The following is a 19,864-nucleotide window of genomic DNA, read 5'->3' as shown; positions in this document are numbered from 1 at the left end:
GTGGGAGCGAGCCTGCTCGCTATGGCGTCAGCCCAGACAACCTGAACTTCAGCTCAGATCGCTGAAAAACTCCACCACCGGCATCTGCCGCTTCATCAACACCTTACCCTCGCGAACCGAATACAGCGGCAAACCCTGGCTGCGAATCACCTCATAATCGCTGTCCGCCGACAGAATCAGCAGATTCGCCGGCCGTCCCTGTTCCAGCCCATAGCGATCACCCAGGTTCATGGCCTTGGCACTGTTGTCGGTTACCAGATCCAGCGCACTTTGCAGATTGCGATAACCGAGCATGTGGCAGATGTGCAATCCAGCCTCGAGCACCCGCAAAATGTTGCCGTTACCCAACGGATACCACGGGTCGACGATCGAGTCCTGGCCGAAGCACACGTTCATCCCCGCCTCGAGCAACTCATTCACTCGGGTCACGCCACGGCGTTTCGGGAAGCTGTCGAAGCGTCCTTGCAGGTGAATGCTTTCGGTGGGGCAGGAGACAAAGCTGATCCCCGAATGCCCGAGCAGCCGAAAGAGCTTGGCGCAGTAGGCGTTATCGTAGGAGCCCATGGCCGTGGTGTGGCTGGCGGTGACGCGCGAACCCATGTCGCGGCTGCGGGCCTCTTCGGCCAGCACTTCAAGGAAGCGTGAGTGCGGGTCGTCGGTTTCGTCGCAATGCACGTCCACCAGGCAACCGGTGCGCTCGGCCAGGTCCATGAGAAACTTCACCGAACTGACGCCCTGATCCCGGGTGTACTCGAAATGCGGAATGCCCCCGACCACATCGGCGCCCAGGCGGATCGCTTCTTCCATCAGCTCCCGACCGTTGCGGTACGACTCGATGCCTTCCTGGGGGAACGCGACGATTTGCAGATCGATCAGATGACGGCTTTCCTCGCGGACTTCAAGCATCGCCTTGAGCGCCGTCAGCTCCGGGTCAGTGACGTCGACGTGGGTGCGCACATGCTGGATGCCGTGGGTGGCGAGGGTCTGGATGGTCTTCTTGGCGCGGGTCTTGGTGTCTTCCTGGGTGATGGTCGCCTTGCGCTCGCCCCAGCACTCGATGCCTTCGAACAGCGTGCCGCTCATATTCCAGCGCGGCTCGCCGGCGGTCAGGGTGGCATCGAGGTGAATGTGCGGCTCGACGAAGGGCGGCACCACCAGATTACCGCCGGCGTCCAGGTCGTCAGGCCCCAGTGACGGGGCTTCGGTTTGCCGGGCGATGCTGTGAATCAGGCCGTTTTCCAGGTGCAACTCATGCAGGCCTTCTTGGTTGCGCAGGCGGGCGTTGATGATATGCATCAGGCGAATCCTTCTAGAGATCTTGTAGTGGTGCGTCGGCGGTACGGGCACCCAGTACCCCGGTCAATAGCACATACGTTAGCGCGGCTACGGCAATCCCTACCAGCGGCGCGACCCACGGCGAGCTGAAGGCGGCGATTGTGCCTACCGCGTAAGCGCTCAGCCCCGACCAGTTGAACGCGGGCAGTCGTGTGTCGGCCAGGCGTGGGTAGCGGCCCCGATAGCGAAAGAAAAAGTCCGCCATGATCACCCCACCAATTGGCGGAATCACCGTGCCCAGCAGAATCAGGTAAGGCACCAGCATGTCGTACATGCCCAGCAGCGCCAGCAGCGTGCCGATCACCGCGCCGGCCAGGGTCACGGTTTTGCGGCGGTCGGTGCGCAGCAGGTTGCAGCCAGCGACGGCGAAGTTGTAGATGGTGTTGTCCTGAGTACTCCAGATGTTGAGCAGCAACATCGCCATCGCGGCCATGGCGAAGCCTTGCAACAGCAGCACTTCGACCACGTCCGGTTGCTGATAGACGATGGCGCCGTAGGCACCGATCAACACCATCAGACCGTTGCCGACGAAGAAGCCGATCAGGCTCGCCAGCACCGCCACCCGCGCCGAACGGGAGAAGCGTGTCCAGTTGGTGGCTTGCGTCGCACCGCTGACGAACGTGCCGAACACCAGGGTAATCGCGGTCGACCAATCCAGCGTTCCTGTCGGAACCACAGCGAGCAAGCCCTCGAGACCGCCGACTTTCACCGTCGCAACCCACATCGACAGCATCAGCAGCAACATCATGGCCGGCACGGCGATGTACGACAGAATCTCCAACCCGCGATAGCCGATGTATGCCGTGGCGCAGAAGCCCAGGCCAAACAGCACCATCAGCCCCAGAACCGTGCCCTCGCTCAGTTCGAAATATTTTCCCAGCACCACTGCCGCCGTCGCGGTGCCCCAGGCATACCAGCCGATCTGGGTGAAACCGAGGATCAGGTCGCTGAGTTTGCTGCCTACTTCACCAAAGCAGAAACGTCCCATCAGCACCGAGTTGAGGCCGCTCTTGAAGGCGATATAGCCCAGCCCAGCGGCGTAGATCCCCAGCAGCAGATTGCCGACGATAATCACCGCCATCATCTCGCCGAAACTGAACGCCACACCGAGCTTGCCACCGGCAAACATGGTCGCGGTGAAGAAGGTAAAACCCAGTAGCACCATGGCGGTAGAGGCGAGTCCCTTGCGGGCATGCATCGGGACTTCGCTGAGGGGGTAATCGTTGCCCGAATCGTTTTGCGTCATGTGGCGTTCCTTGCTGGATGGAGGACGCGGAGGGTGTTGCAGTGCTCGTGCCAAAGCTGAGCTGGCGTAATTATTTATAGTCGAGCACGGAGATTTAGCGGGTGGCGGGCACGAAAGCGGTGCAATTGAAGGAACACAGCACCCATGTGGGAGCGAGCCTGCTCGCGATAGCGGTCCGCCAGTCACCTTGATGCTGGATGTGCCATTGCTATCGCGAGCAGGCTCGCTCCCACAGTAAATGCGCTGTTTTCAAGTGGGTTTGTGCAGGGGCAAAAACCGCAGCAGCGCCGCCACAATCACCTCCGGCGCATCCTCCTGAACCAGATGCCCGGCATTGGCAATGGCATGAAACTGCGACCCCGCAATCATCTGTTGCAGCGCCCGGCCGCGCTCGATAGGAATCCACTGATCGTCCTCTCCCCAAAGAATCTGCACCGGGCAGCGAACCGTCGGATACAGCCCTTCGACCTCGCGGGTATAACGTTCATCCATCTGCGCGATCTGCCGATAGAACGCCGCTTGCCCAGGCTCCCCAAGCCATGGCCGCACATAGGGCGCCAGTTCTTGATCGGGAATCTCGCGCTTGATCGCGCCGCGAATATAGGCCGGCACAATCGCCTGCTGAATGTAATCGGGCAATCCGCTGAATGCGGCTTCATGCTGATGCACATGCTGCACGAATGGCGAACCCCAGGGCGACAGCGCCACTGGATCGATCAGCGTCAGGCTGCGGTAATCCTTGCCATTGAGCAGATGCGCGCGCAACGCAGTGGCGCCACCGAAATCGTGGGCCACCACGTCTGGCCGTTCCAGGCCCCAGTGCTCCAGCAATTGCGCCAACAACTGGTTTTGTACGCCCAGCGACACATCGCCGTCGGGCTGTGTGGATTGCCCGTAACCCAGCAGATCGAAGTAGTGCACCCGGTGCGTGGTGATGAAGTGCGGCGCAATCCGGTGCCACACATAAGAAGAGAAGGGTGTGCCATGCACGAACACCAACGGTGGACCGTCGCCACGCACGGCGTAGCGCACGGAATGCCCGTTGAAGCGATAGGTCTGAGCCAGCGGCCAGTCAGCCATGGGAGCGTCCTCTTGGCGTGTGCGAGCCAAGAAGCATAGGCATAAAAAAACAGCCATTGAAGGCTGTTTTTCTATTCACTGACGAAACGCAGTTCCCCTTGTGGGAGCGGGCTTGCTGTTCATTAGTCGCGCTCTTGGATCGTGCGTACCTTTGTGGCGAGCGAGCTTGCTCGCGCTGGGCTGCGTAGCGGCCCCGAAAATCTACAATCATTGCCGATTTTTGTGAGTGCTACGCACTCAAGCGGGAGCAAGCTCCCTCGCCACAGGTTTCTCTGACTCAAGACTCTCTTAAGTGAACAGCATTACGCTCCCACAGGGGATTTTCGTTGTCTTTAGATCGGTTTACTCACCACGATAGATGCAACCGCTGGTGCAGGTCTCGTGGATGCGAATCGCGCTGAGTTCCGGCAGCAGGGGCTTCAATTCATTCCAGATCCACTTGGCCAGCACTTCGCTGGTCGGGTTTTCCAGGCCGGGAATGTCGTTCAGGTAGTTGTGGTCCAGACGCTCGTAGAGCGGCTTGAAGATCGCCTTGATTTCCGAGAAGTCGCGGATCCAGCCCGTGTGCGGATCGAGGTCGCCGCTCAGGTGAATCGCCACTTTGAACGAGTGACCGTGCAGGCGACCGCACTTGTGGCCGTCTGGCACGTGGGGCAGGCGGTGGGCGGATTCGAAAGTAAACTCTTTGAAGATTTCCACAGTGTTTTCAGCTCTGTTCAGGTGGCGTTCGCCGCAGCGATTCGGGCAGGCGGCGAGTTTAACAGCTTGTCCTGACTAAAGGGTCAGCAAGCGCTCGCCCAAGCGACCGCTGGCGGTCAGTTCGAGAAACTCGTCACCCATCCGGCGGCTTTCATCCATCGTCACGCGCCAGTACTTTTGCCGGCTCGGGGCATCGCCCATGAAGCGCTTGAAGTCGTTACGGTCCGGCAGTTTGCCGTAGGGCAGGCGCGCCAGATATTCCTTTGACGGCGCCAGCAACAGTACATCCTGCAAGCGCGCAGGACAGGCGCGGCGCCACGGCAGGGTCTTGTCGAACCAGCCGGGGATCACTCGATCAGTGAAGTGCGGATACAGCACGATGTCGTTACCGCTGTAGGGCAAGTCGAGGTGATAGTCCAGCAGTCCGCCATCGCGAAACGTCCCGGCGCCGGCACCCGGCAGATCACGCACGCCTTGCATGACCATCGGGATCGAACCCGAGGCGAGCAGGGCCTGGCGCAGGTTGCCGGTATCCAGCGCAACGAAGCGCGACGGGAAGTCATTCAGCGCGTTGACCGGTGGCGCCAGACGCGGGTCGTGGAGGATCAGCCGCTCGAAATGCCGCGACAGCCGCGCGCGCCCGCGCAGGTTGTCAGCGATCACCGATGACAGGCCCAGCCCCAGCCGACCGCGATGATCGTCCGCCAGCAGGCCATGGCTTTTGACCACCATGATGTTCAGTCGGTAGTGGGCGTTGTCCAGAATCGAGGCATCGCGGCCGTCGAGCAAGTCATCGAGCATGCGTCGGGAACTCTGGCTGATCTGCGCCATGGTCACGCCCTTGGCGAAATTCTGCTCGGTGTACAGATGACCGAGGCGGCGGATGCCTTCGGCGGCATCCGGCAGGCAGGCACTGGCGAACCGCCAGGAACCCACCGAGGCGCCGATCAACGAACGCTCCCGGGGCGCCGCCGGCAGCCATTCGCCGAACAGCGCCAGATCCAGCCCCTGAATTCCCAACGCCTTCGGGCCACCGGCAGCGCCCGGTAGCGTGCCCACATCGGCGGCGCTCAAGCCATTTGCACGGATGCGCGCCAGGGCACGCGGGCCGGCCTTGAGCGTCAGGGAAGGGAACTTGATGTGGATCGCGGTCATAACCGGTCTCGATGTTTGGCAGGCGGGGGATTATAAGCACCTCTTGGGCTGCGATTGTCCCCGATCAATGTAGGAGCTGCCGAAGGCTGCGATCTTTTGATTCTGATTTTGATTTTTGGCGTTCATGACGCAGCCAAAGATCAAAAGATCGCAGCCTTCGGCAGCTCCTACCGGGATTTGTGTGTCAGTAATGTCGCGTTGCAATCATCAATGATGGCAATTCAGTTTCAGTTAAGTTCGAATCACTAAGGTGACCCTCGTAGCAACACATAAAAAAATACGGAGACACCCATGAAAATCCTGACTGCCCTGTTCACCGCCTCCATCATCGCCATGACTGCCAGCATCGCCCACGCGCGAGACCTCGGCCCCGACGAAGCCCTGAGACTGCGCGACGCTGGTACCATTGTGTCCTTCGAGAAGCTCAACGCCACGGCATTGGCCAAACACCCCGGCGCCAAAATCAGCGAAACCGAGCTTGAAGAAGAGTACGGCAAGTACATCTACCAGGTGGAACTGCGCGACCCGCAGGGCCTTGAGTGGGACCTGGAATTGGACGCTGTCAGCGGGCAGGTTCTCAAGGATCATCAGGATACGTAATGAAGGTGTTTTGTTTAAATCGGCGCGCCAGCAGTCGGATGGCGCTGGCGCTCCTGGCATTTTGCTCGGTGGTCATGGCCCGCGACCTGGATCAGGACGAGGCCCTGCGCCTGCGCCAACAAGGTGTGATCCTGCCGCTGGAGCAGCTCTTGCAGCAAGCGCTGGACCTCTATCCCGGGGCCAAGCTGCTGGAAGCGGAGCTTGAGGAAAAGCACGACGTCTACATTTACGAGGTCGAGCTGCTGACCGCCGAAGGTATGGTGCGCGAGCTGGACCTCGACGCCACCACCGGCCATTTACTGAAAGACAAGGAAGACTGACCGATGCGTTTGCTCCTGGTGGAAGACCACGTGCCGCTGGCCGACGAATTGATGGCCGGCCTCAACCGGCAGGGTTACGCGGTGGATTGGCTGGCCGACGGCCGCGATGCGGTGTACCAGGGCAGCAGCGAGCCTTATGACCTGATCATCCTTGACCTGGGACTGCCGGGTTTGCCGGGGCTCGACGTGCTGGCGCAATGGCGGGCCGGCGGTTTGGCCACACCAGTGCTGATCCTCACCGCGCGCGGTTCCTGGGCCGAGCGGATCGAAGGTCTCAAGACCGGCGCCGACGATTACCTGACCAAACCGTTTCACCCCGAAGAGCTGCACCTGCGAGTCCAGGCATTGTTACGCCGCTCCCACGGTCACGCCAATCAGCCGACGCTCAAGGCCGCCGGTTTGCATCTGGATGAAGGTCGCCAGTGCGTGACCCGCGACGGTGCGGACATCCAGCTCACCGCCGCTGAGTTTCGACTGCTGCGTTATTTCATGCTGCACCCTGAACAGATCCTTTCCAAAAGCCACCTCGCTGAACACCTCTACGACGGTGAAACCGAGCGCGATTCCAACGTGCTGGAAGTTCACGTCAACCACCTGCGACGCAAGCTCGGCCGCAGCGTGATCGAAACCCGTCGCGGTCAGGGTTACCTGTTCGGCGGGCAAGCCCAGTGAGGTCGATCCAGCGCCGCTTGAGCCTGGGCCTGATCAGCGTGATGGTGATCGTCGGCCTGGTGCTGGCGCAAACCAGCCTGTGGCTGTTCGAAATGGGGTTGCAACGCTACCTCGAAGACGGGTTGCGCAACGACAGCGAAAACCTGCTGGTGGCGCTGGTGCGTGGGCCGCAGGGTTTGCAACTGGATGAGCGGCATTTGTCGCCGGCCTATCAGCGACCGTTCTCCGGGCATTACTTTCGTATCGATTTCGCCAACAGCCATTGGCGTTCCCGCTCGTTATGGGATCAGGAGCTGCCGCAGCTTGAACACCCTGGCCTGCATAGCAATCTGCAATTGGGGCCGGAAGGCCAGCAGTTGTTGGTGTTGCGTTCGGACTATCGCCGGTTGGGCCAGGCGATTTCCATCAGCGTCGCCCAGGACTACACCCCGGTGCGCGAGAGCTTTCGGCGCATGCAGCAGGTCGGTCTGGGGTTGGGGCTGGCGGGGCTGTTGTTGATTTTGCTATTGCAACGGATCACCGTGCGCCGCGCCTTGCGCCCCCTGGAAAAGGCTCGCGAGCAAATCGCCCAATTGCAGCAGGGCCAGCGCTCGCAACTCGACGAAGAAGTACCGCTGGAGCTGGAACCGCTGGTGGCGCAGATCAACCATTTGCTGGCCCACACCGAAGACAGTCTCAAGCGTTCACGCAACGCCTTGGGCAACCTCGGCCATGCCTTGAAAACCCCGCTGGCGGTGTTGTTGAGCCTGGCTTCCAGCGAAAAACTCGATGCTCACCCGCAGTTGCGCAAAGTCATGCAGGCGCAGCTGGAACAGGTTCAGCAACGGCTCAATCGCGAACTCAACCGCGCCCGGCTGTCCGGGGATGCACTGCCGGGAGCGTTGTTCGATTGTGATGCCGAGCTACCGGGGTTGCTAGCCACGTTGAACATGATTCACGGCGAACACCTCGACTTGAGCTACCGCGCGCCTGCCGGTTTGCAACTGCCGTGGGATCGCGAAGATCTGCTGGAGTTGCTCGGCAACCTGCTGGACAACGCCTGCAAATGGGCGGATGCCGAGGTGCGGCTGAGCGTGGTCGAAACGGCTGAAGGGTTTGAGTTGAGCGTGGAAGACGATGGGCCGGGAATTCCCGAAGACCAGCGCACTCAGGTATTCAGCCGCGGTACCCGGCTGGATGAACAGACGGATGGGCATGGCTTGGGCTTGGGCATCGTGCGCGACATCGTCGATACGTGGGGCGGGGTGTTGAAGCTGCAGGAAAGCGAGTGGGAAGGATTGAAAGTCACGATCGAACTGCCCAAACGCTGACTCCAAACGCAAGGACGCCGCTCCCACATTGGATCTGTATTGCCTGCAAATTTTGCGGATAACCGCTAACCCTGTGGGAGCGAGCCTGCTCGCGATAGCGGCGGTACAGTCAATATCAATGTCGCCTGACACAACTCATACCCTTATGCCACTGATTGACATCCCGTAGGAGCTGCCGAAGGCTGCGATCTTTTGATCTTTTGATCTTTTGATCTTTTGATCTTCTGGCGTCATCGACGTCGTTGAAAATCAAAAGATCGCAGCCTTCGGCAGCGCCTACAGGTGTTGGCTTTGACAAGGCGCCAGCGGTCCGGCACAGTGCGCGCCCTCTAATAAAACCCTTTTCTCCATCCGCTGGCGGCGCTCATACAGACTGCCGGCCGGACTCATTCCGTTTGGCGGTGATTGCCTCACCGCGCTGCTTTTGAGGTAACAACAATGAATGCAGTAATTGCCGCGGTCGGCATCATGCTGATACTCAGCCTGTCCCGCGTGCATGTGGTGATCGCGCTGATTGTGGGGGCGCTGGTCGGTGGTTTGACCGGTGGCCTGGGCATCGACGCGACCCTTAAAGCTTTCAATAGCGGCCTCGGCGGCGGGGCGACGGTTGCGTTGTCCTACGCCTTGCTCGGCGCGTTCGCGGTGGCCATCGCCAAGTCCGGCCTGGCCCATGCGCTGGCCGACAGGGCCCTGGCCATGGTCGATCGCCAGCACGCCAACGGTGGCGGAAACGTCAAATGGCTGCTGATCGGCCTGCTGTGGGTGGTGGCTATCGCCTCCCAGAATATTTTGCCGATTCATATCGCCTTTATCCCGTTGCTGGTGCCGCCACTGTTATATGTGCTGACCAAACTGCAACTGGACCGTCGTTTGATTGCCTGCGTCATTACGTTCGGTCTGATCACGCCGTACATGTTCCTGCCCGTGGGCTTCGGCAACATCTTTCTCAATGAAATTCTGCTGGCCAACGTCGCCCGTAGCGGGGTAGACATCAGCGGTATCAACGTCACCCATGCCATGGGCATTCCGGCGCTGGGCATGGTTTTTGGTCTCGCGGCAGCCTTCATCAGCTATCGCAAGAAACGCGTTTACGACCTCGAGAAAATCGAGAAAGTCGAACAGGTCGCGGTGCAGTACAACCCAATGAGCCTGATGATCGCCGGTCTGGCCATTGCCGCCGCGTTCATTGTTCAGTTGCTGCTGGACTCGATGATTATCGGGGCGCTGGTGGGCTTCCTGATCTTTTCGGTGTCGGGCATCGTCAAATGGCGCGACACCGATGACCTGTTCACCGAAGGCATGAAGATGATGGCGATGATCGGCTTCATCATGATCGCCGCGTCCGGGTTTGGCGAAGTGATCAAAGCCACCGGGCAAGTGCAAACGCTGGTCGAAACTTCGGCCTCGTGGATCGGCCACAGCAAAGCCATTGGCGCGCTGCTGATGTTGCTGGTGGGCCTGTTGGTGACCATGGGCATTGGCTCGTCGTTTTCCACCGTACCGATTCTGGCGGTGATTTTCGTGCCGTTGTGCGTGCAACTGGGCTTCAGCCCGATCGCCATCGTGTGCATCGTCGGCACCGCCGGCGCATTGGGCGACGCCGGGTCACCCGCGTCGGACTCGACCCTGGGCCCGACCTCCGGTCTGAACATCGACGGCCAGCATCACCACATCTGGGACACCGTGGTCCCGACCTTCCTGCACTACAACCTGCCGCTGCTGGTGTTTGGTTGGGTGGCGGCGATGGTTCTGTAACGGCTACTACCCCTGTGGGAGCGAGCCTGCTCGCGATTGCGATCTGTCAGTCACATTGATGCTGAAGGTATCGCCGCCATCGCGAGCAGGCTCGCTCCCACAATGATCGCGTTCAACTTTTGAATTGGCCTGCCGTTATAGCCTTTAACCACGCCAACAAAATCAAAAGAGTGAACGTCATGCGCATGAGCCTGAAGGCTAAAGTCCTGTCCCTTGCCGTCCTCCCGGTGCTGCTCTTTGCGCTGGTCATCAGCCTGACCACATTGTTCATTCTGCAGGAGCAGGCCCGCAAGGAAGTCGAGGAAACCCGTCAGCGCCTGCTCAGCGATGCCAAGGCAACCCTGCAAAGTTACGTCGCTGTGGCCATGACCACGATCAAACCGCTCTACGACGCGGCCGCTCCCGGCGATGACGCAGCGCGGGCGCAGGCGATCAAGTTGCTGTCGAGCATCACCTACGGCAAGGACGGCTACTTCTTCGGCTACGACTCCAACACCGTGCGCCTGTTCAAGGCCAACAGCCCCGAAGGCGTGGGCCAGAGCTTCAAGGACAACCGCGACCCGAACGGCGTTTACGTCAACCGTGACCTGGTGAAAGTCGCCAAGGACGGTACTCACTACCTGCAATACAGCTCGACACTGCCCGGTAACACCCAAGTGCTGGTGCCCAAACTCGGCTACACCGAGTACCTGTCGAAGTGGGACATGGCGGTCGGCACCTCGGTCAACCTTGACGGCATCGAAGCGCAAGTGGCGGTGGTCGAGGCCAAGGTCCAGGAACGCATGCAAGGCGTGGTGCTGAGCATTGTCGGGATTGCCGTGGTGGTGCTGTTGTTGATCGCTGCCGCTGGAATGTTGCTGGCCAATACCATTCTGCGTCCGCTGAACCTGATGAAAGCCAACCTGGACGACATCGCGGCGGGCGAGGGCGACCTGACCCGACGTCTGACCATCACCAGCCAGGATGAACTCGGCCAACTGGCCGGCTCGTTCAACCGTTTCGTCGACAAGATCCACGGTCTGGTACGGCAGATCACTGAAATGACCTCGCAACTGACCGGGCTGGTGAATCAGGTGTCCGATCAGGCCCAGCGTTCGGATCAAGCCATGGAGCGCCAGCGTCACGAAACCGATCAGGTGGCCACGGCGATCAACGAAATGTCGGCGGCGGCCCAGGAAGTGGCCAAGAGTGCACAAAACGCGGCGGTCGCTGCCCAGCAGACCGACGAAGAAGGCCAGGCCGCCAAGCGTGTGGTGGCCGGCAGCATCGTGAAGATTCATGCGTTGGTGAATGACATTCGCAGCAGCGGCGTGTCGCTCGACAGCCTGCAGAAAGACGTGTCGTCGATTGTCAGCGTGCTCGGGGTGATCCGTTCGATTGCCGAGCAGACCAACCTGCTGGCGCTCAACGCTGCTATTGAAGCTGCCCGCGCCGGTGAGGCCGGGCGTGGTTTTGCGGTGGTCGCCGACGAAGTGCGTGCATTGGCCAGTCGCACGCAAATCAGCACCCAGGAAATTCAGAGCATGATCGACCGCTTGCAGGCCGGCACCCAATCGGCGGTCGAAGCCATGCGCCGCTCCAGCGAGGCCGGCGACGGCACGTCGGCCCAGGCCAACGAGGCCGGGGCATCTCTGGACGCCATGGCCCAACTGATCGGCACCATCAACTCGATGAACGCCCAGATCGCCAGCGCCGCCGAAGAGCAAACCGCCGTGGCCGAAGAGATCAACCGCAGCGTGCACCAGATCGCCGTGGCCGTAGACAGCGTCGCCGACGAAACCCAACTCGGCGCCCAGACCTCGCGCAGCCTGGCCGACCTCGGTCAACGCCTGGGGCAACTGGTCGGACAATTCCGTATTTGATTGATGTTGCTCGTGTGGCGAGGGGGCTTGCCCCCAATGCCGGTAAGTCAAGAAATGTGAGCAACGATAATCCTGTGGGAGCGTGGCTTGCCCGCGAAGGCGTCGTGTCATTCAACATTGATATCGACTGACACTACGCTTTCGCGGGCAAGCCACGCTCCCACAGGTTCTGCGCCTTGGCTTACCTGCATTAGGGTTTCCCCCCTCACCACAGGGCAGTGTTCATTCATGAGTAGCCGCATCGCGACTACCCTCATTAGTAAGCAAGCACCGTCCAAGGGTTTGTTTGAACCCGTTTGGGGGACGAGCGGTCATTTGCTTCAGGTGTCGCGCACCCGCGGCACCTTGACGACCACAACAATGGAGTCAGACTCATGATCGACAGTGAAAGTATCTGCGACTGCCCCAAATGTTCCTGCAAACTGGGCGAACATCCGATCGCGCGTCACGGCAAGCACTATTGCTGTGAAGCCTGCGCCAAACATCACGAACACGGCGAAGAATGCTCCACCAAAGGCTGCAAGTGTGCAAAGCACTGACCGTTCAGCCAAAAAAGTGGAGCCGTCCAGGCTCCACTTCGGTTTGAATCTTTCCCCTCCTTTTTGACGCTCAACTGGCGGGTCGCCAGGTCACATTCTCGATGCCGAATTTCTCTGCCAGCGGTTTGCTGGTCTTCTGCACCCTCTCACGGCCAAAGCGCGGGATCCGGCCTACTCCGGCATCGCAACTTGCCCAGTGCCAAGCCTCTGCATTGTCCATTTTGTCGAGGCGGATAATGAAAGACTTGGGCTGGCCATGAAGGGTGTATTCAATGACGAAAAGTTTTGCGTTGTTCATAAAACCCGTATTCCTCCCTGTAGTTATAGAGGGATCACGAGGCGCGGCGAAAATTCAGTCGAATTGTCGGACGGTGACAGTGACTGGCGACAGCCGGGCGCCTCGTGATTATGGAGCCTTCCTGACCCCGGATGATCCTAGTCTATGGCCCAAGGTGCGCCGGCGGAACCATCCCAGTCGGCATCTTTGTCGAATGTTCTGGCCCTATCGCGAGCAGGCTCGCTCCCACAGTTGATCTGCGCCGCTCACATGATTTGTGACCAACACAGACCTCTGTGGGAGTGAGGCTTGCCCGCGAAGGTGTCCTCAAGCCGAACTCAGACCTCAGTCCCCACAGTTGATCTGCGCCGCTCACATGATTTGTGACCAACACAGACCTCTGTGGGAGCGAGCCTGCTCGCGATGACGGACTGAAGCTGGACTCAGACCTCAGGCACACCTTTCTCCCAAGCCGACCAATTCTGCAAAATCTCCTGCACCAAGGGATTCCCCGTGCGGTACAGGTTCTCCAGCGCCGGCACAAAACCGCCTTGATCGGCATATTTGAGCAGGTTATCCACCTCGCTCTGGCCCGGCGCCGGCCGGTCGAAGTCGGAACCGGCGCGCACCACCGCCAGACGCCGGACGTCCACCAGCCCCTCGCGGCTGGCGCGCAGCAGCGCCTCGTAGGTGGAGTTGTCTTCCTGCTGAGTCGTGCAATACACCCCTTCGTTATTGGTCAACAGCTTGGTCCAGACTTCCGCCCGCTCGCTCAAGCGCGTCCCGGAAAACCAGGTATTGCCCGCCAGCGTGTCGCATTGGGTCACCACCGGTGGCTGATTGGCTGGCGCCGACGGATATTTCAAGCGCCATGCCGCTGACTCCTTGCTCTCGCTCAACTGAACCTTGTGGCTCAGGGCGAACGCCTTGGCCTGCAACTTCGGATTGAGTTCGAACACTTCGGTCTTGTAGTCCAGCGGTGGTTTTTCGTTCGGGCCTTTGGTGTTGATGCCCAGGTAACCGGTCGGCCAGTCTTTCGGCGCGTCCCGGGAATCCAGCTCCCATTGGGTGCCGAACTCCACCAGGTAGTGCGCCCACGCGGTTGTGCCGATGGTGCCGTGGTGGGGGCTGATGCCGGCAATCCCGGCGATCAGGAAGTAACTTTTGCGCAGGTCGAATTTCGGCGACAACGCCAAGGCAAGGGTCGAGGCCGCGGCATTGGTCTGGCCCATGCCGGTGACCATCAGGCACACCTGTCGGGTGTTGCAGCGAATATTCGGGTATTCGGCGGACAGGCCCGGTACGCGCACTTCTTGCTTGAGCTCCAGGCGATCGATCCAGTTCTGCGCCTCGGGGGCAAACATGGTGATCAGCATTACTTTCGGCTGGATCGGCGTGTCAACCGCCCAGGCAGAAGAAGAGAGCAGGGTGCTCATGGCCAAACCGACGGACAGGGAAAAACGGGTCATTGCCTTCATAAAACCTCCTTATTCAAATGAGCCTTAAAACTGATAACCGACACCAGCGTAGTAACCCCAGCCGTTGGAACGGGCGCGGAAGTCACCGTCGCCGAAGTTCAATTCACTGCCGTCGTCCCAGTTGCCGCCGTTGTGGAAGTAACGGCCGACCAGGGTGAAACGCAAGTGGGTGAAGGCGTAGAGCAACACGTTGGTGGCCACGGTGGCGTTGGCGGTGCGGGCCGGGTTGTCTTTGTGCAGGTCGGAGCCGAAGTCGAAGTTGGTGAAACCGATGTAGGTCAACGAAGCGCCGTTGCTGAAACTGCTGATGGGCACGATGTACTTGAGCTGGGCGCGGTAGCCGTCCCATGAATACTCGTTGCTGGCACCGTAGTTTTCCCACTGGTAGCGGCCGTAGAAGTTGGCTGACAGATTGACCCGCGAATGGGTGTCGATGTCGGTGCCCAGACCGCTGTACAGCGTGTTGGCGCGATTGGCGCTATTGCTGCCGTGATCGTAGATCCAGTCGAACGCCACGTACCACTCCTTGAACGGCCCGACGGCGAGGCTGCGGCCGGCGAGGTAATCGATGGAGATCCGCGGTTCATGCTCCATGAACACCGGCGAGCCGTGGTCCCACACACCTTTGTCATGGCTGTTGCCGATGTCGAAGATCTTCGGAATGTCGATGTAGCCGTACAACTCGAACGGGCCCTTGCGGCCGAAGTATTCATATTCCAGGTAGATGTCGTCGGCCGGTTGCGGGCCGAAGCTGATGTCTTTGCTGCCGATGACGGTCAGGTCCTGGTTGAACCATTCCGACAGGTAGGCGCCTTTTTTCGGCGGGCTCGCTTCAGGGCTGAGGGCTTCGCCCTGAGCGGACTCTTCGGCGCTGGCCGGTTGGGCCAAAACGTGGCTGCTGAGTAGTCCTGTAACGCTGGCCAGCAGCAAGGAAACAGCAAAAGTGCGTGAGCAAGTCACGCGATTGGAGGTGCAATGCATTAAAAATCCCTTTTCGTGCGGATCGAAAGCCCGGTGCTACGGGTTTGCGCGGTTAGGTGGCGAACAGGCCGGTATCGGCGACTCGCAAACGTTTGCACAAGGCATACCAGTTTTGTTCAAGGCACGGAAAAATCTAAGGAATTAACGGTTTAACTGTCCTTTCGGTCAAGGAATTCGGAGGGAGGGGCAGAACGAGTGATATTCAGGGCGAAAAGGATCTGGCGGTATATGCACCAAAGTGGTGTCGACTGCTCCCTGTAGGAGCTGCCGCAGGCTGCGATCTTTTGACTTTGGGCGATTTCAACTCTGCCGAGGATCAAGATCAAAAGATCGCAGCCTGCGGCAGCTCCTACAAAATGGGGTTGCTGTAGAATCCTCGGCATTGACTTCACAAGGTGCATCCCCGATGAGCGAGCCGATTCGTCTGACCCAATACAGCCACGGCGCAGGCTGTGGCTGCAAGATTTCACCCCAGGTGCTGGAGGTGATTCTGGCCGGCAGCGGCGCACAAAACCTGGACCCGAAACTCTGGGTCGGCAACGCCTCGCGCGATGACGCGGCGGTGTATGCCATCGACGAAGAACGCGGCGTGGTCTCGACTACCGATTTCTTTATGCCGATCGTCGACGATCCGTTCGACTTCGGCCGTATCGCCGCCACCAATGCCATCAGCGATATCTACGCCATGGGTGGCGATCCGTTGATGGCGATTGCGATCCTCGGCTGGCCGGTCAATGTGCTGGCGCCGGAGATTGCCCGGGAAGTGATTCGTGGCGGGCGTTCGGTCTGCGACGAGGCGGGGATTCCACTGGCCGGTGGCCATTCCATCGACGCGCCGGAGCCGATCTTCGGCCTGGCCGTGACCGGACTGGTGGAAAAACGCCATATGAAGCGCAATGACACCGCCACTGCCGGTTGCTTGCTGTACCTCACCAAACCCTTGGGTATCGGCATTCTCACCACGGCCGAGAAGAAGGGTAAGTTGCGCACTGCCGACATCGGTTTGGCCCGCGACTGGATGTGCACCCTGAACAAACCCGGCAGCCGTTTCGGCAAACTCGACGGTGTGACCGCGATGACTGACGTCACCGGTTTCGGCCTGCTCGGGCACTTGGTAGAAATGGCCGACGGCAGCAACGTGACCGCCCGCATCGAATATGACCGTGTACCGCGCCTGCCGGGTGTCGAGTATTACCTCGATCAGGGCTGCGTGCCCGGTGGCACGCTGCGCAATTTCGACAGCTATGCCAGCAAACTCGGGCGGCTTCAGGAAATGCACAAACGCGTACTCTGCGATCCGCAGACCAGCGGTGGCCTGCTGATTGCGGTCACGCCTGAGGGCAATGAACAGTTTCTGATGGTGGCAGCCGAACTCGGCCTGACCCTTGAGCCGATCGGCGAACTGGTTGAGCGACAGACTAACGCGGTAGAGGTGTTTTGATGTCCATCGATTTCACCGATTACCGCGACATCTTCCTCAATGACCGGCCGATGATGGATACCCGCGCGCCGGTCGAATTCCTCAAGGGCTCATTCCCTGGGGTGGTCAATCTGCCGCTGATGAATGACCTCGAGCGGGAACGGATCGGCACTTGCTACAAGCAGCAAGGTCAGCAAGCCGCCATCACGCTGGGGCATCAAATGGTGGCCGGCGAGATCAAGGCCGAGCGCATCCAGGCCTGGGCCGATTTTGCCCGAGCGCATCCAGATGGGTATTTGTATTGTTTTCGCGGTGGTTTGCGTTCGCAGATTGTTCAGCAATGGCTCAAGGACGAAGCAGGCATCGACTATCCGCGGGTCGGTGGCGGCTACAAGGCCATGCGCACCTTCTTGCTCGACACGCTCGATCAGGCCATTGCCCAGTGCGATTTCGTTTTGCTGGGCGGTATGACCGGCACCGGCAAGACCGAGGTACTCACGCAATTGAGCAATGGGCTGGACCTTGAAGGCCACGCCCATCATCGCGGCTCCAGCTTCGGCAAACGCGCCACCGGCCAGCCCTCCAACATCGACTTTGAAAACCGCCTGGCCGTGGATGTGCTGAAGAAGCGTGCCCGCGGTATTGAACAGTTCGTGCTGGAAGACGAGAGCCGCATGGTCGGCAGTTGCGCCTTGCCGTTGCCGCTGTATCAGGGCATGCAGCAATTTCCGATGGTTTGGCTGGAAGACAGCCTGGAAGGGCGTGTCGAACGGATCCTGGGTGATTACGTGGTGGACTTGTGCGCCGAGTTCATCGAAGTGTATGGCGATGAAGGCTTCGCGCTGTTTTCCGAGCGTTTGCTGGCGAGCCTGAACAATGTCCAGAAAAGGCTGGGCGGCGAACGCCATCAGCGGATGTTGACCTTGATGGAAGATGCGCTGGCAGAACAGGCGAACAGCGGCGCGGTGGATTTGCACCGAAGCTGGATCGAAGGGTTACTGCGCGAATATTACGACCCGATGTATGCGTTTCAGCGGGAGAAGAAGGGTTCGCGGATCGAGTTTGTCGGGGCGCGGGGGGCGGTGCTTGAATACCTGCGGGAGCGGGGTAATCAGCGGGGGTAATGTTGTTTTTGCCGGCCCCATCGCGAGCAGGCTCGCTCCCACCACTGGATCTCGGTAGTACGCAGAATCTGTGTTCACTGAAGATAAAATGTGGGAGCGAGCCTGCTCGCGATGAGGCCCTGACAAGCGCCCGACCGCTTACGTCGGACAGGTCTCCTGACCGTTATCCAGCCCTTGCTTGTAGCTATGACTCTGCAGGCTGGCCTTGCCGTTGTGCCAGGTTAGCGTGAGCACGTACAGCGAGTCGTAATCGCTCGATTCCCAGTCATCGGTAATGTTCTGTTTTTTGCCGACGGCTTCCCCGGCGACTTTGTTGATCAGCTCGGGCAGGTAGCCGTGGGACCAGGCCGTATAGATGACCGAGTTGTGATACTTGTCGTGGAGCAGTTCATCCGCCAGGTCGCTGGTGTCGTTGGCCGAGAATTCGATGTTCACCGGCAAGCCGAGCTTGATCGCGCTGGGGCTGATGGTCATCAGGGGGCGGATGTAACTGTAGGAGTTATCGAATTCGCCTTCCTCGACATTGCGTGTCGGGTTGGCGGCGAACACGTAGTTGGCCTTGCCGAATTTTTCCGGCAACAAGGTGGCCAGGTCGATGGCGCGATTCAACCCCTGACAATTGAGCTGGCCCAGTCCGCCGGCGGGTTTTTCCGCGTGGCGCAGGAATACCAGCGTCTGGGTGCCGTCCGCCGGTTGGGCGCGGCTTTCACTGGATTCAAGCGACAAAAACAACGCGCTGACCGCCAGCAGGGAGGGCAGGAAGATATAGGCGCGATGCTTGAAGCGTTTGGCGAGTTTCAATGGGTTCATCATCGAATAGGTCATCTTCAGCGTATTCGGTTAAGGCTGACAAACCTTGACACCGCGAGCTCCCAGCATCGGGTGTATTCCATGTCGTTGACCCGGTCCGTTTCCTACAGGGCAATGCTCAGAGTCCTCTGAAGCCCTTTGGTTCGATCCAAGTGAGGTGCCCGACACTTTAACGGCAACCTTGAACGGATTGGGGAAAAGCTTATCGACTGGATGTTGCGGATTTATGGACACGGCACACACCTTACTCCTTGTAGGAGCTGCCGAAGGCTGCGATCTGTTGATCTTTCTCTTCGGCACCCCCCTGAGGACGCCAAAAGATCGCAGCCTTCGGCAGCTCCTACATTATGATCTTCACTCCGTTTTTCCCGTGGATGCCCCTTATGACCGATTTGTCTGCATTCCCCATCACTCGAAAATGGCCGGCGCAATACCCGGAGTGGATCCAGCTCTATTCCTTGCCAACGCCCAATGGCGTCAAGGTTTCGATCATGCTCGAGGAAATCGGGCTGCCCTACGAGCCGCATCGTGTGGACTTCGACACCAACGATCAGCTGTCCCCTGAATTTCTCTCGCTGAACCCCAATAACAAGATCCCGGCAATCCTCGATCCCCATGGTCCGGGGGACCAACCGCTGGCGTTGTTCGAGTCCGGGGCGATTTTGATTTACCTTGCCGACAAGAGTGGGCAACTGCTGGCGCAGGAATCGGCGGCGCGTTACGAGACCATTCAGTGGCTGATGTTTCAGATGGGCGGTATCGGGCCGATGTTCGGCCAACTCGGTTTCTTCAACAAATTCGCTGGCAAAGACTACGAAGACAAGCGTCCCCGTGATCGCTACGTTGAGGAAAGCAAGCGCTTGCTTCAAGTCCTCGACGGCCGTCTGCAAGGGCGCGACTGGATCATGGGCGAGCGCTATACCATCGCCGACATCGCGACCTTTCCGTGGGTGCGCAACCTGATCGGCTTCTACGAAGCCGGCGACCTGGTCGGCATCCAGAATTTCCCCAATGTTACCCGCGTTCTGGAGCGTTTTCTGGCAAGGCCAGCGGTGATTCGCGGGCTGGAAGTCCCCAAGCAACCGCTTTGAATCACTCATCACCAAGGCAGGCAATGAACTCATTCGCGCCGAACCTGTGGGAGCGAGCCTGCTCGCGATGGCGGAATGTCGGCCGACATCGATATTGAGTCTACTGGCCC

At 59.6% G+C, this 19,864-nt stretch carries 19 protein-coding genes and 1 pseudogene; 11 read left to right on the top strand and 9 right to left on the bottom strand.

The features are described 5' to 3' along the window. Positions 1–48: 48 nt before the first annotated feature. The 5 genes from codA to ACZ89R_RS08455 all read right to left on the bottom strand — a co-directional run bounded on the left by codA (position 49) and on the right by ACZ89R_RS08455 (position 5,515). Positions 49–1,296: a cytosine deaminase gene (gene codA, locus ACZ89R_RS08475; RefSeq protein ID WP_429546069.1), complete on the bottom strand. Its 1,248-nt coding sequence runs from the start codon at positions 1,294–1,296 to the stop codon at positions 49–51. Between the two features lie 13 nt (positions 1,297–1,309). Further along, a complete protein-coding gene (gene codB, locus ACZ89R_RS08470; protein WP_429546070.1) occupies positions 1,310–2,581 on the bottom strand; it encodes a cytosine permease in 1,272 nt (423 codons plus the stop codon). A 249-nt stretch (positions 2,582–2,830) separates the two neighbouring features. Further along, complete coding sequence (locus tag ACZ89R_RS08465; RefSeq protein WP_429546071.1) at positions 2,831–3,661, bottom strand: alpha/beta fold hydrolase; 831 nt, start codon at positions 3,659–3,661, stop codon at positions 2,831–2,833. Positions 3,662–4,003: 342 nt separating this feature from the next. Further along, a complete protein-coding gene (queD, locus tag ACZ89R_RS08460) occupies positions 4,004–4,360 on the bottom strand; it encodes a 6-carboxytetrahydropterin synthase QueD (protein ID WP_003173033.1) in 357 nt (118 codons plus the stop codon). Between the two features lie 75 nt (positions 4,361–4,435). Further along, complete coding sequence (locus ACZ89R_RS08455; protein ID WP_429546072.1) at positions 4,436–5,515, bottom strand: patatin-like phospholipase domain-containing protein; 1,080 nt, start codon at positions 5,513–5,515, stop codon at positions 4,436–4,438. A 291-nt stretch (positions 5,516–5,806) separates the two neighbouring features. On the opposite strand from ACZ89R_RS08455, the gene ACZ89R_RS08450 reads away from it, so the two are divergent. From ACZ89R_RS08450 to ACZ89R_RS08415, 8 genes and pseudogenes are all read left to right on the top strand, one after another. After that, positions 5,807–6,115: a PepSY domain-containing protein gene (locus tag ACZ89R_RS08450; protein ID WP_123497891.1), complete on the top strand. Its 309-nt coding sequence runs from the start codon at positions 5,807–5,809 to the stop codon at positions 6,113–6,115. Beyond that, positions 6,115–6,435 carry a PepSY domain-containing protein gene (locus ACZ89R_RS08445; protein WP_123497889.1) on the top strand — a complete coding sequence of 107 codons (321 nt, stop codon included), beginning with the start codon at positions 6,115–6,117 and terminating at the stop codon, positions 6,433–6,435. Before ACZ89R_RS08450 ends, ACZ89R_RS08445 begins: the two co-directional genes overlap by 1 nt. 3 nt (positions 6,436–6,438) lie before the next feature. Next, a complete protein-coding gene (locus ACZ89R_RS08440) occupies positions 6,439–7,107 on the top strand; it encodes a response regulator transcription factor (protein WP_008071174.1) in 669 nt (222 codons plus the stop codon). Then, the gene (locus tag ACZ89R_RS08435; protein ID WP_429546073.1) at positions 7,104–8,417 is read left to right on the top strand and encodes a sensor histidine kinase; all 1,314 of its coding nucleotides are present in this window, start codon (positions 7,104–7,106) and stop codon (positions 8,415–8,417) included. Before ACZ89R_RS08440 ends, ACZ89R_RS08435 begins: the two co-directional genes overlap by 4 nt. A 438-nt stretch (positions 8,418–8,855) precedes the next feature. Next, positions 8,856–10,172: a Na+/H+ antiporter family protein gene (locus ACZ89R_RS08430; protein ID WP_429546074.1), complete on the top strand. Its 1,317-nt coding sequence runs from the start codon at positions 8,856–8,858 to the stop codon at positions 10,170–10,172. A 179-nt stretch (positions 10,173–10,351) separates the two neighbouring features. Further along, positions 10,352–11,176 (top strand): annotated as a pseudogene (locus tag ACZ89R_RS08425) (cache domain-containing protein); the annotation flags it as partial. A gap of 36 nt (positions 11,177–11,212) precedes the next feature. Continuing rightward, positions 11,213–12,034, top strand: coding sequence for a methyl-accepting chemotaxis protein (locus ACZ89R_RS08420; RefSeq protein ID WP_370694714.1), 822 nt, complete (start codon positions 11,213–11,215; stop codon positions 12,032–12,034). Positions 12,035–12,408: 374 nt separating this feature from the next. Further along, entirely contained in the window at positions 12,409–12,573 is a 165-nt protein-coding gene (locus ACZ89R_RS08415) for a metallothionein (RefSeq protein ID WP_429546075.1), read from the top strand. A 70-nt stretch (positions 12,574–12,643) separates the two neighbouring features. Here ACZ89R_RS08415 and ACZ89R_RS08410 read toward each other — a convergent pair whose 3' ends face one another. From ACZ89R_RS08410 to ACZ89R_RS08400, 3 genes are all read right to left on the bottom strand, one after another. Beyond that, positions 12,644–12,871 carry a DUF6555 family protein gene (locus ACZ89R_RS08410; RefSeq protein ID WP_008071169.1) on the bottom strand — a complete coding sequence of 76 codons (228 nt, stop codon included), beginning with the start codon at positions 12,869–12,871 and terminating at the stop codon, positions 12,644–12,646. A gap of 422 nt (positions 12,872–13,293) precedes the next feature. Continuing rightward, positions 13,294–14,328, bottom strand: a complete 1,035-nt coding sequence (locus ACZ89R_RS08405) for a purine-nucleoside phosphorylase (protein ID WP_123497879.1) — start codon at positions 14,326–14,328, stop codon at positions 13,294–13,296. Between the two features lie 24 nt (positions 14,329–14,352). Further along, positions 14,353–15,309, bottom strand: a complete 957-nt coding sequence (locus ACZ89R_RS08400) for a nucleoside-specific channel-forming protein Tsx (protein WP_429546076.1) — start codon at positions 15,307–15,309, stop codon at positions 14,353–14,355. Positions 15,310–15,715: 406 nt separating this feature from the next. Here ACZ89R_RS08400 and selD point away from each other — a divergent pair, with 406 nt between their 5' ends. Together selD and mnmH are read left to right on the top strand one after the other, a co-directional pair. After that, positions 15,716–16,750: a selenide, water dikinase SelD gene (selD, locus tag ACZ89R_RS08395; RefSeq protein ID WP_429546077.1), complete on the top strand. Its 1,035-nt coding sequence runs from the start codon at positions 15,716–15,718 to the stop codon at positions 16,748–16,750. Continuing rightward, the gene (gene mnmH / locus ACZ89R_RS08390; protein WP_429546078.1) at positions 16,750–17,853 is read left to right on the top strand and encodes a tRNA 2-selenouridine(34) synthase MnmH; all 1,104 of its coding nucleotides are present in this window, start codon (positions 16,750–16,752) and stop codon (positions 17,851–17,853) included. The genes selD and mnmH overlap by 1 nt, the downstream gene beginning before the upstream one ends. Before the next feature lie 138 nt (positions 17,854–17,991). On the opposite strand, the gene ACZ89R_RS08385 is transcribed toward mnmH, so the two are convergent. Further along, complete coding sequence (locus ACZ89R_RS08385; RefSeq protein ID WP_429546079.1) at positions 17,992–18,666, bottom strand: histidine phosphatase family protein; 675 nt, start codon at positions 18,664–18,666, stop codon at positions 17,992–17,994. A gap of 380 nt (positions 18,667–19,046) precedes the next feature. Here ACZ89R_RS08385 and ACZ89R_RS08380 point away from each other — a divergent pair, with 380 nt between their 5' ends. Continuing rightward, positions 19,047–19,754, top strand: coding sequence for a glutathione binding-like protein (locus ACZ89R_RS08380; RefSeq protein WP_429546080.1), 708 nt, complete (start codon positions 19,047–19,049; stop codon positions 19,752–19,754). Positions 19,755–19,864 lie beyond the last annotated feature (110 nt).

The organism is Pseudomonas sp. TE3728 (genome assembly GCF_056279145.1).
The sequence above is the reverse complement of the archived record's forward strand: the minus strand, read 5'-3'. Positions and strand labels throughout refer to the sequence as shown.

Coding starts and splice junctions, on each gene's coding strand:
- codA (WP_429546069.1), bottom strand. CDS start 1,296: ATGCATATCATCAACGCCCGCCTGCGCAACCAAGAAGGCCTGCATGAG.
- codB (WP_429546070.1), bottom strand. CDS start 2,581: ATGACGCAAAACGATTCGGGCAACGATTACCCCCTCAGCGAAGTCCCG.
- ACZ89R_RS08465 (WP_429546071.1), bottom strand. CDS start 3,661: ATGGCTGACTGGCCGCTGGCTCAGACCTATCGCTTCAACGGGCATTCC.
- ACZ89R_RS08455 (WP_429546072.1), bottom strand. CDS start 5,515: ATGACCGCGATCCACATCAAGTTCCCTTCCCTGACGCTCAAGGCCGGC.
- ACZ89R_RS08450 (WP_123497891.1), top strand. CDS start 5,807: ATGAAAATCCTGACTGCCCTGTTCACCGCCTCCATCATCGCCATGACT.
- ACZ89R_RS08445 (WP_123497889.1), top strand. CDS start 6,115: ATGAAGGTGTTTTGTTTAAATCGGCGCGCCAGCAGTCGGATGGCGCTG.
- ACZ89R_RS08440 (WP_008071174.1), top strand. CDS start 6,439: ATGCGTTTGCTCCTGGTGGAAGACCACGTGCCGCTGGCCGACGAATTG.
- ACZ89R_RS08430 (WP_429546074.1), top strand. CDS start 8,856: ATGAATGCAGTAATTGCCGCGGTCGGCATCATGCTGATACTCAGCCTG.
- ACZ89R_RS08420 (WP_370694714.1), top strand. CDS start 11,213: ATGACCTCGCAACTGACCGGGCTGGTGAATCAGGTGTCCGATCAGGCC.
- ACZ89R_RS08415 (WP_429546075.1), top strand. CDS start 12,409: ATGATCGACAGTGAAAGTATCTGCGACTGCCCCAAATGTTCCTGCAAA.
- ACZ89R_RS08410 (WP_008071169.1), bottom strand. CDS start 12,871: ATGAACAACGCAAAACTTTTCGTCATTGAATACACCCTTCATGGCCAG.
- ACZ89R_RS08405 (WP_123497879.1), bottom strand. CDS start 14,328: ATGAAGGCAATGACCCGTTTTTCCCTGTCCGTCGGTTTGGCCATGAGC.
- ACZ89R_RS08400 (WP_429546076.1), bottom strand. CDS start 15,309: ATGCATTGCACCTCCAATCGCGTGACTTGCTCACGCACTTTTGCTGTT.
- selD (WP_429546077.1), top strand. CDS start 15,716: ATGAGCGAGCCGATTCGTCTGACCCAATACAGCCACGGCGCAGGCTGT.
- mnmH (WP_429546078.1), top strand. CDS start 16,750: ATGTCCATCGATTTCACCGATTACCGCGACATCTTCCTCAATGACCGG.
- ACZ89R_RS08385 (WP_429546079.1), bottom strand. CDS start 18,666: ATGATGAACCCATTGAAACTCGCCAAACGCTTCAAGCATCGCGCCTAT.
- ACZ89R_RS08380 (WP_429546080.1), top strand. CDS start 19,047: ATGACCGATTTGTCTGCATTCCCCATCACTCGAAAATGGCCGGCGCAA.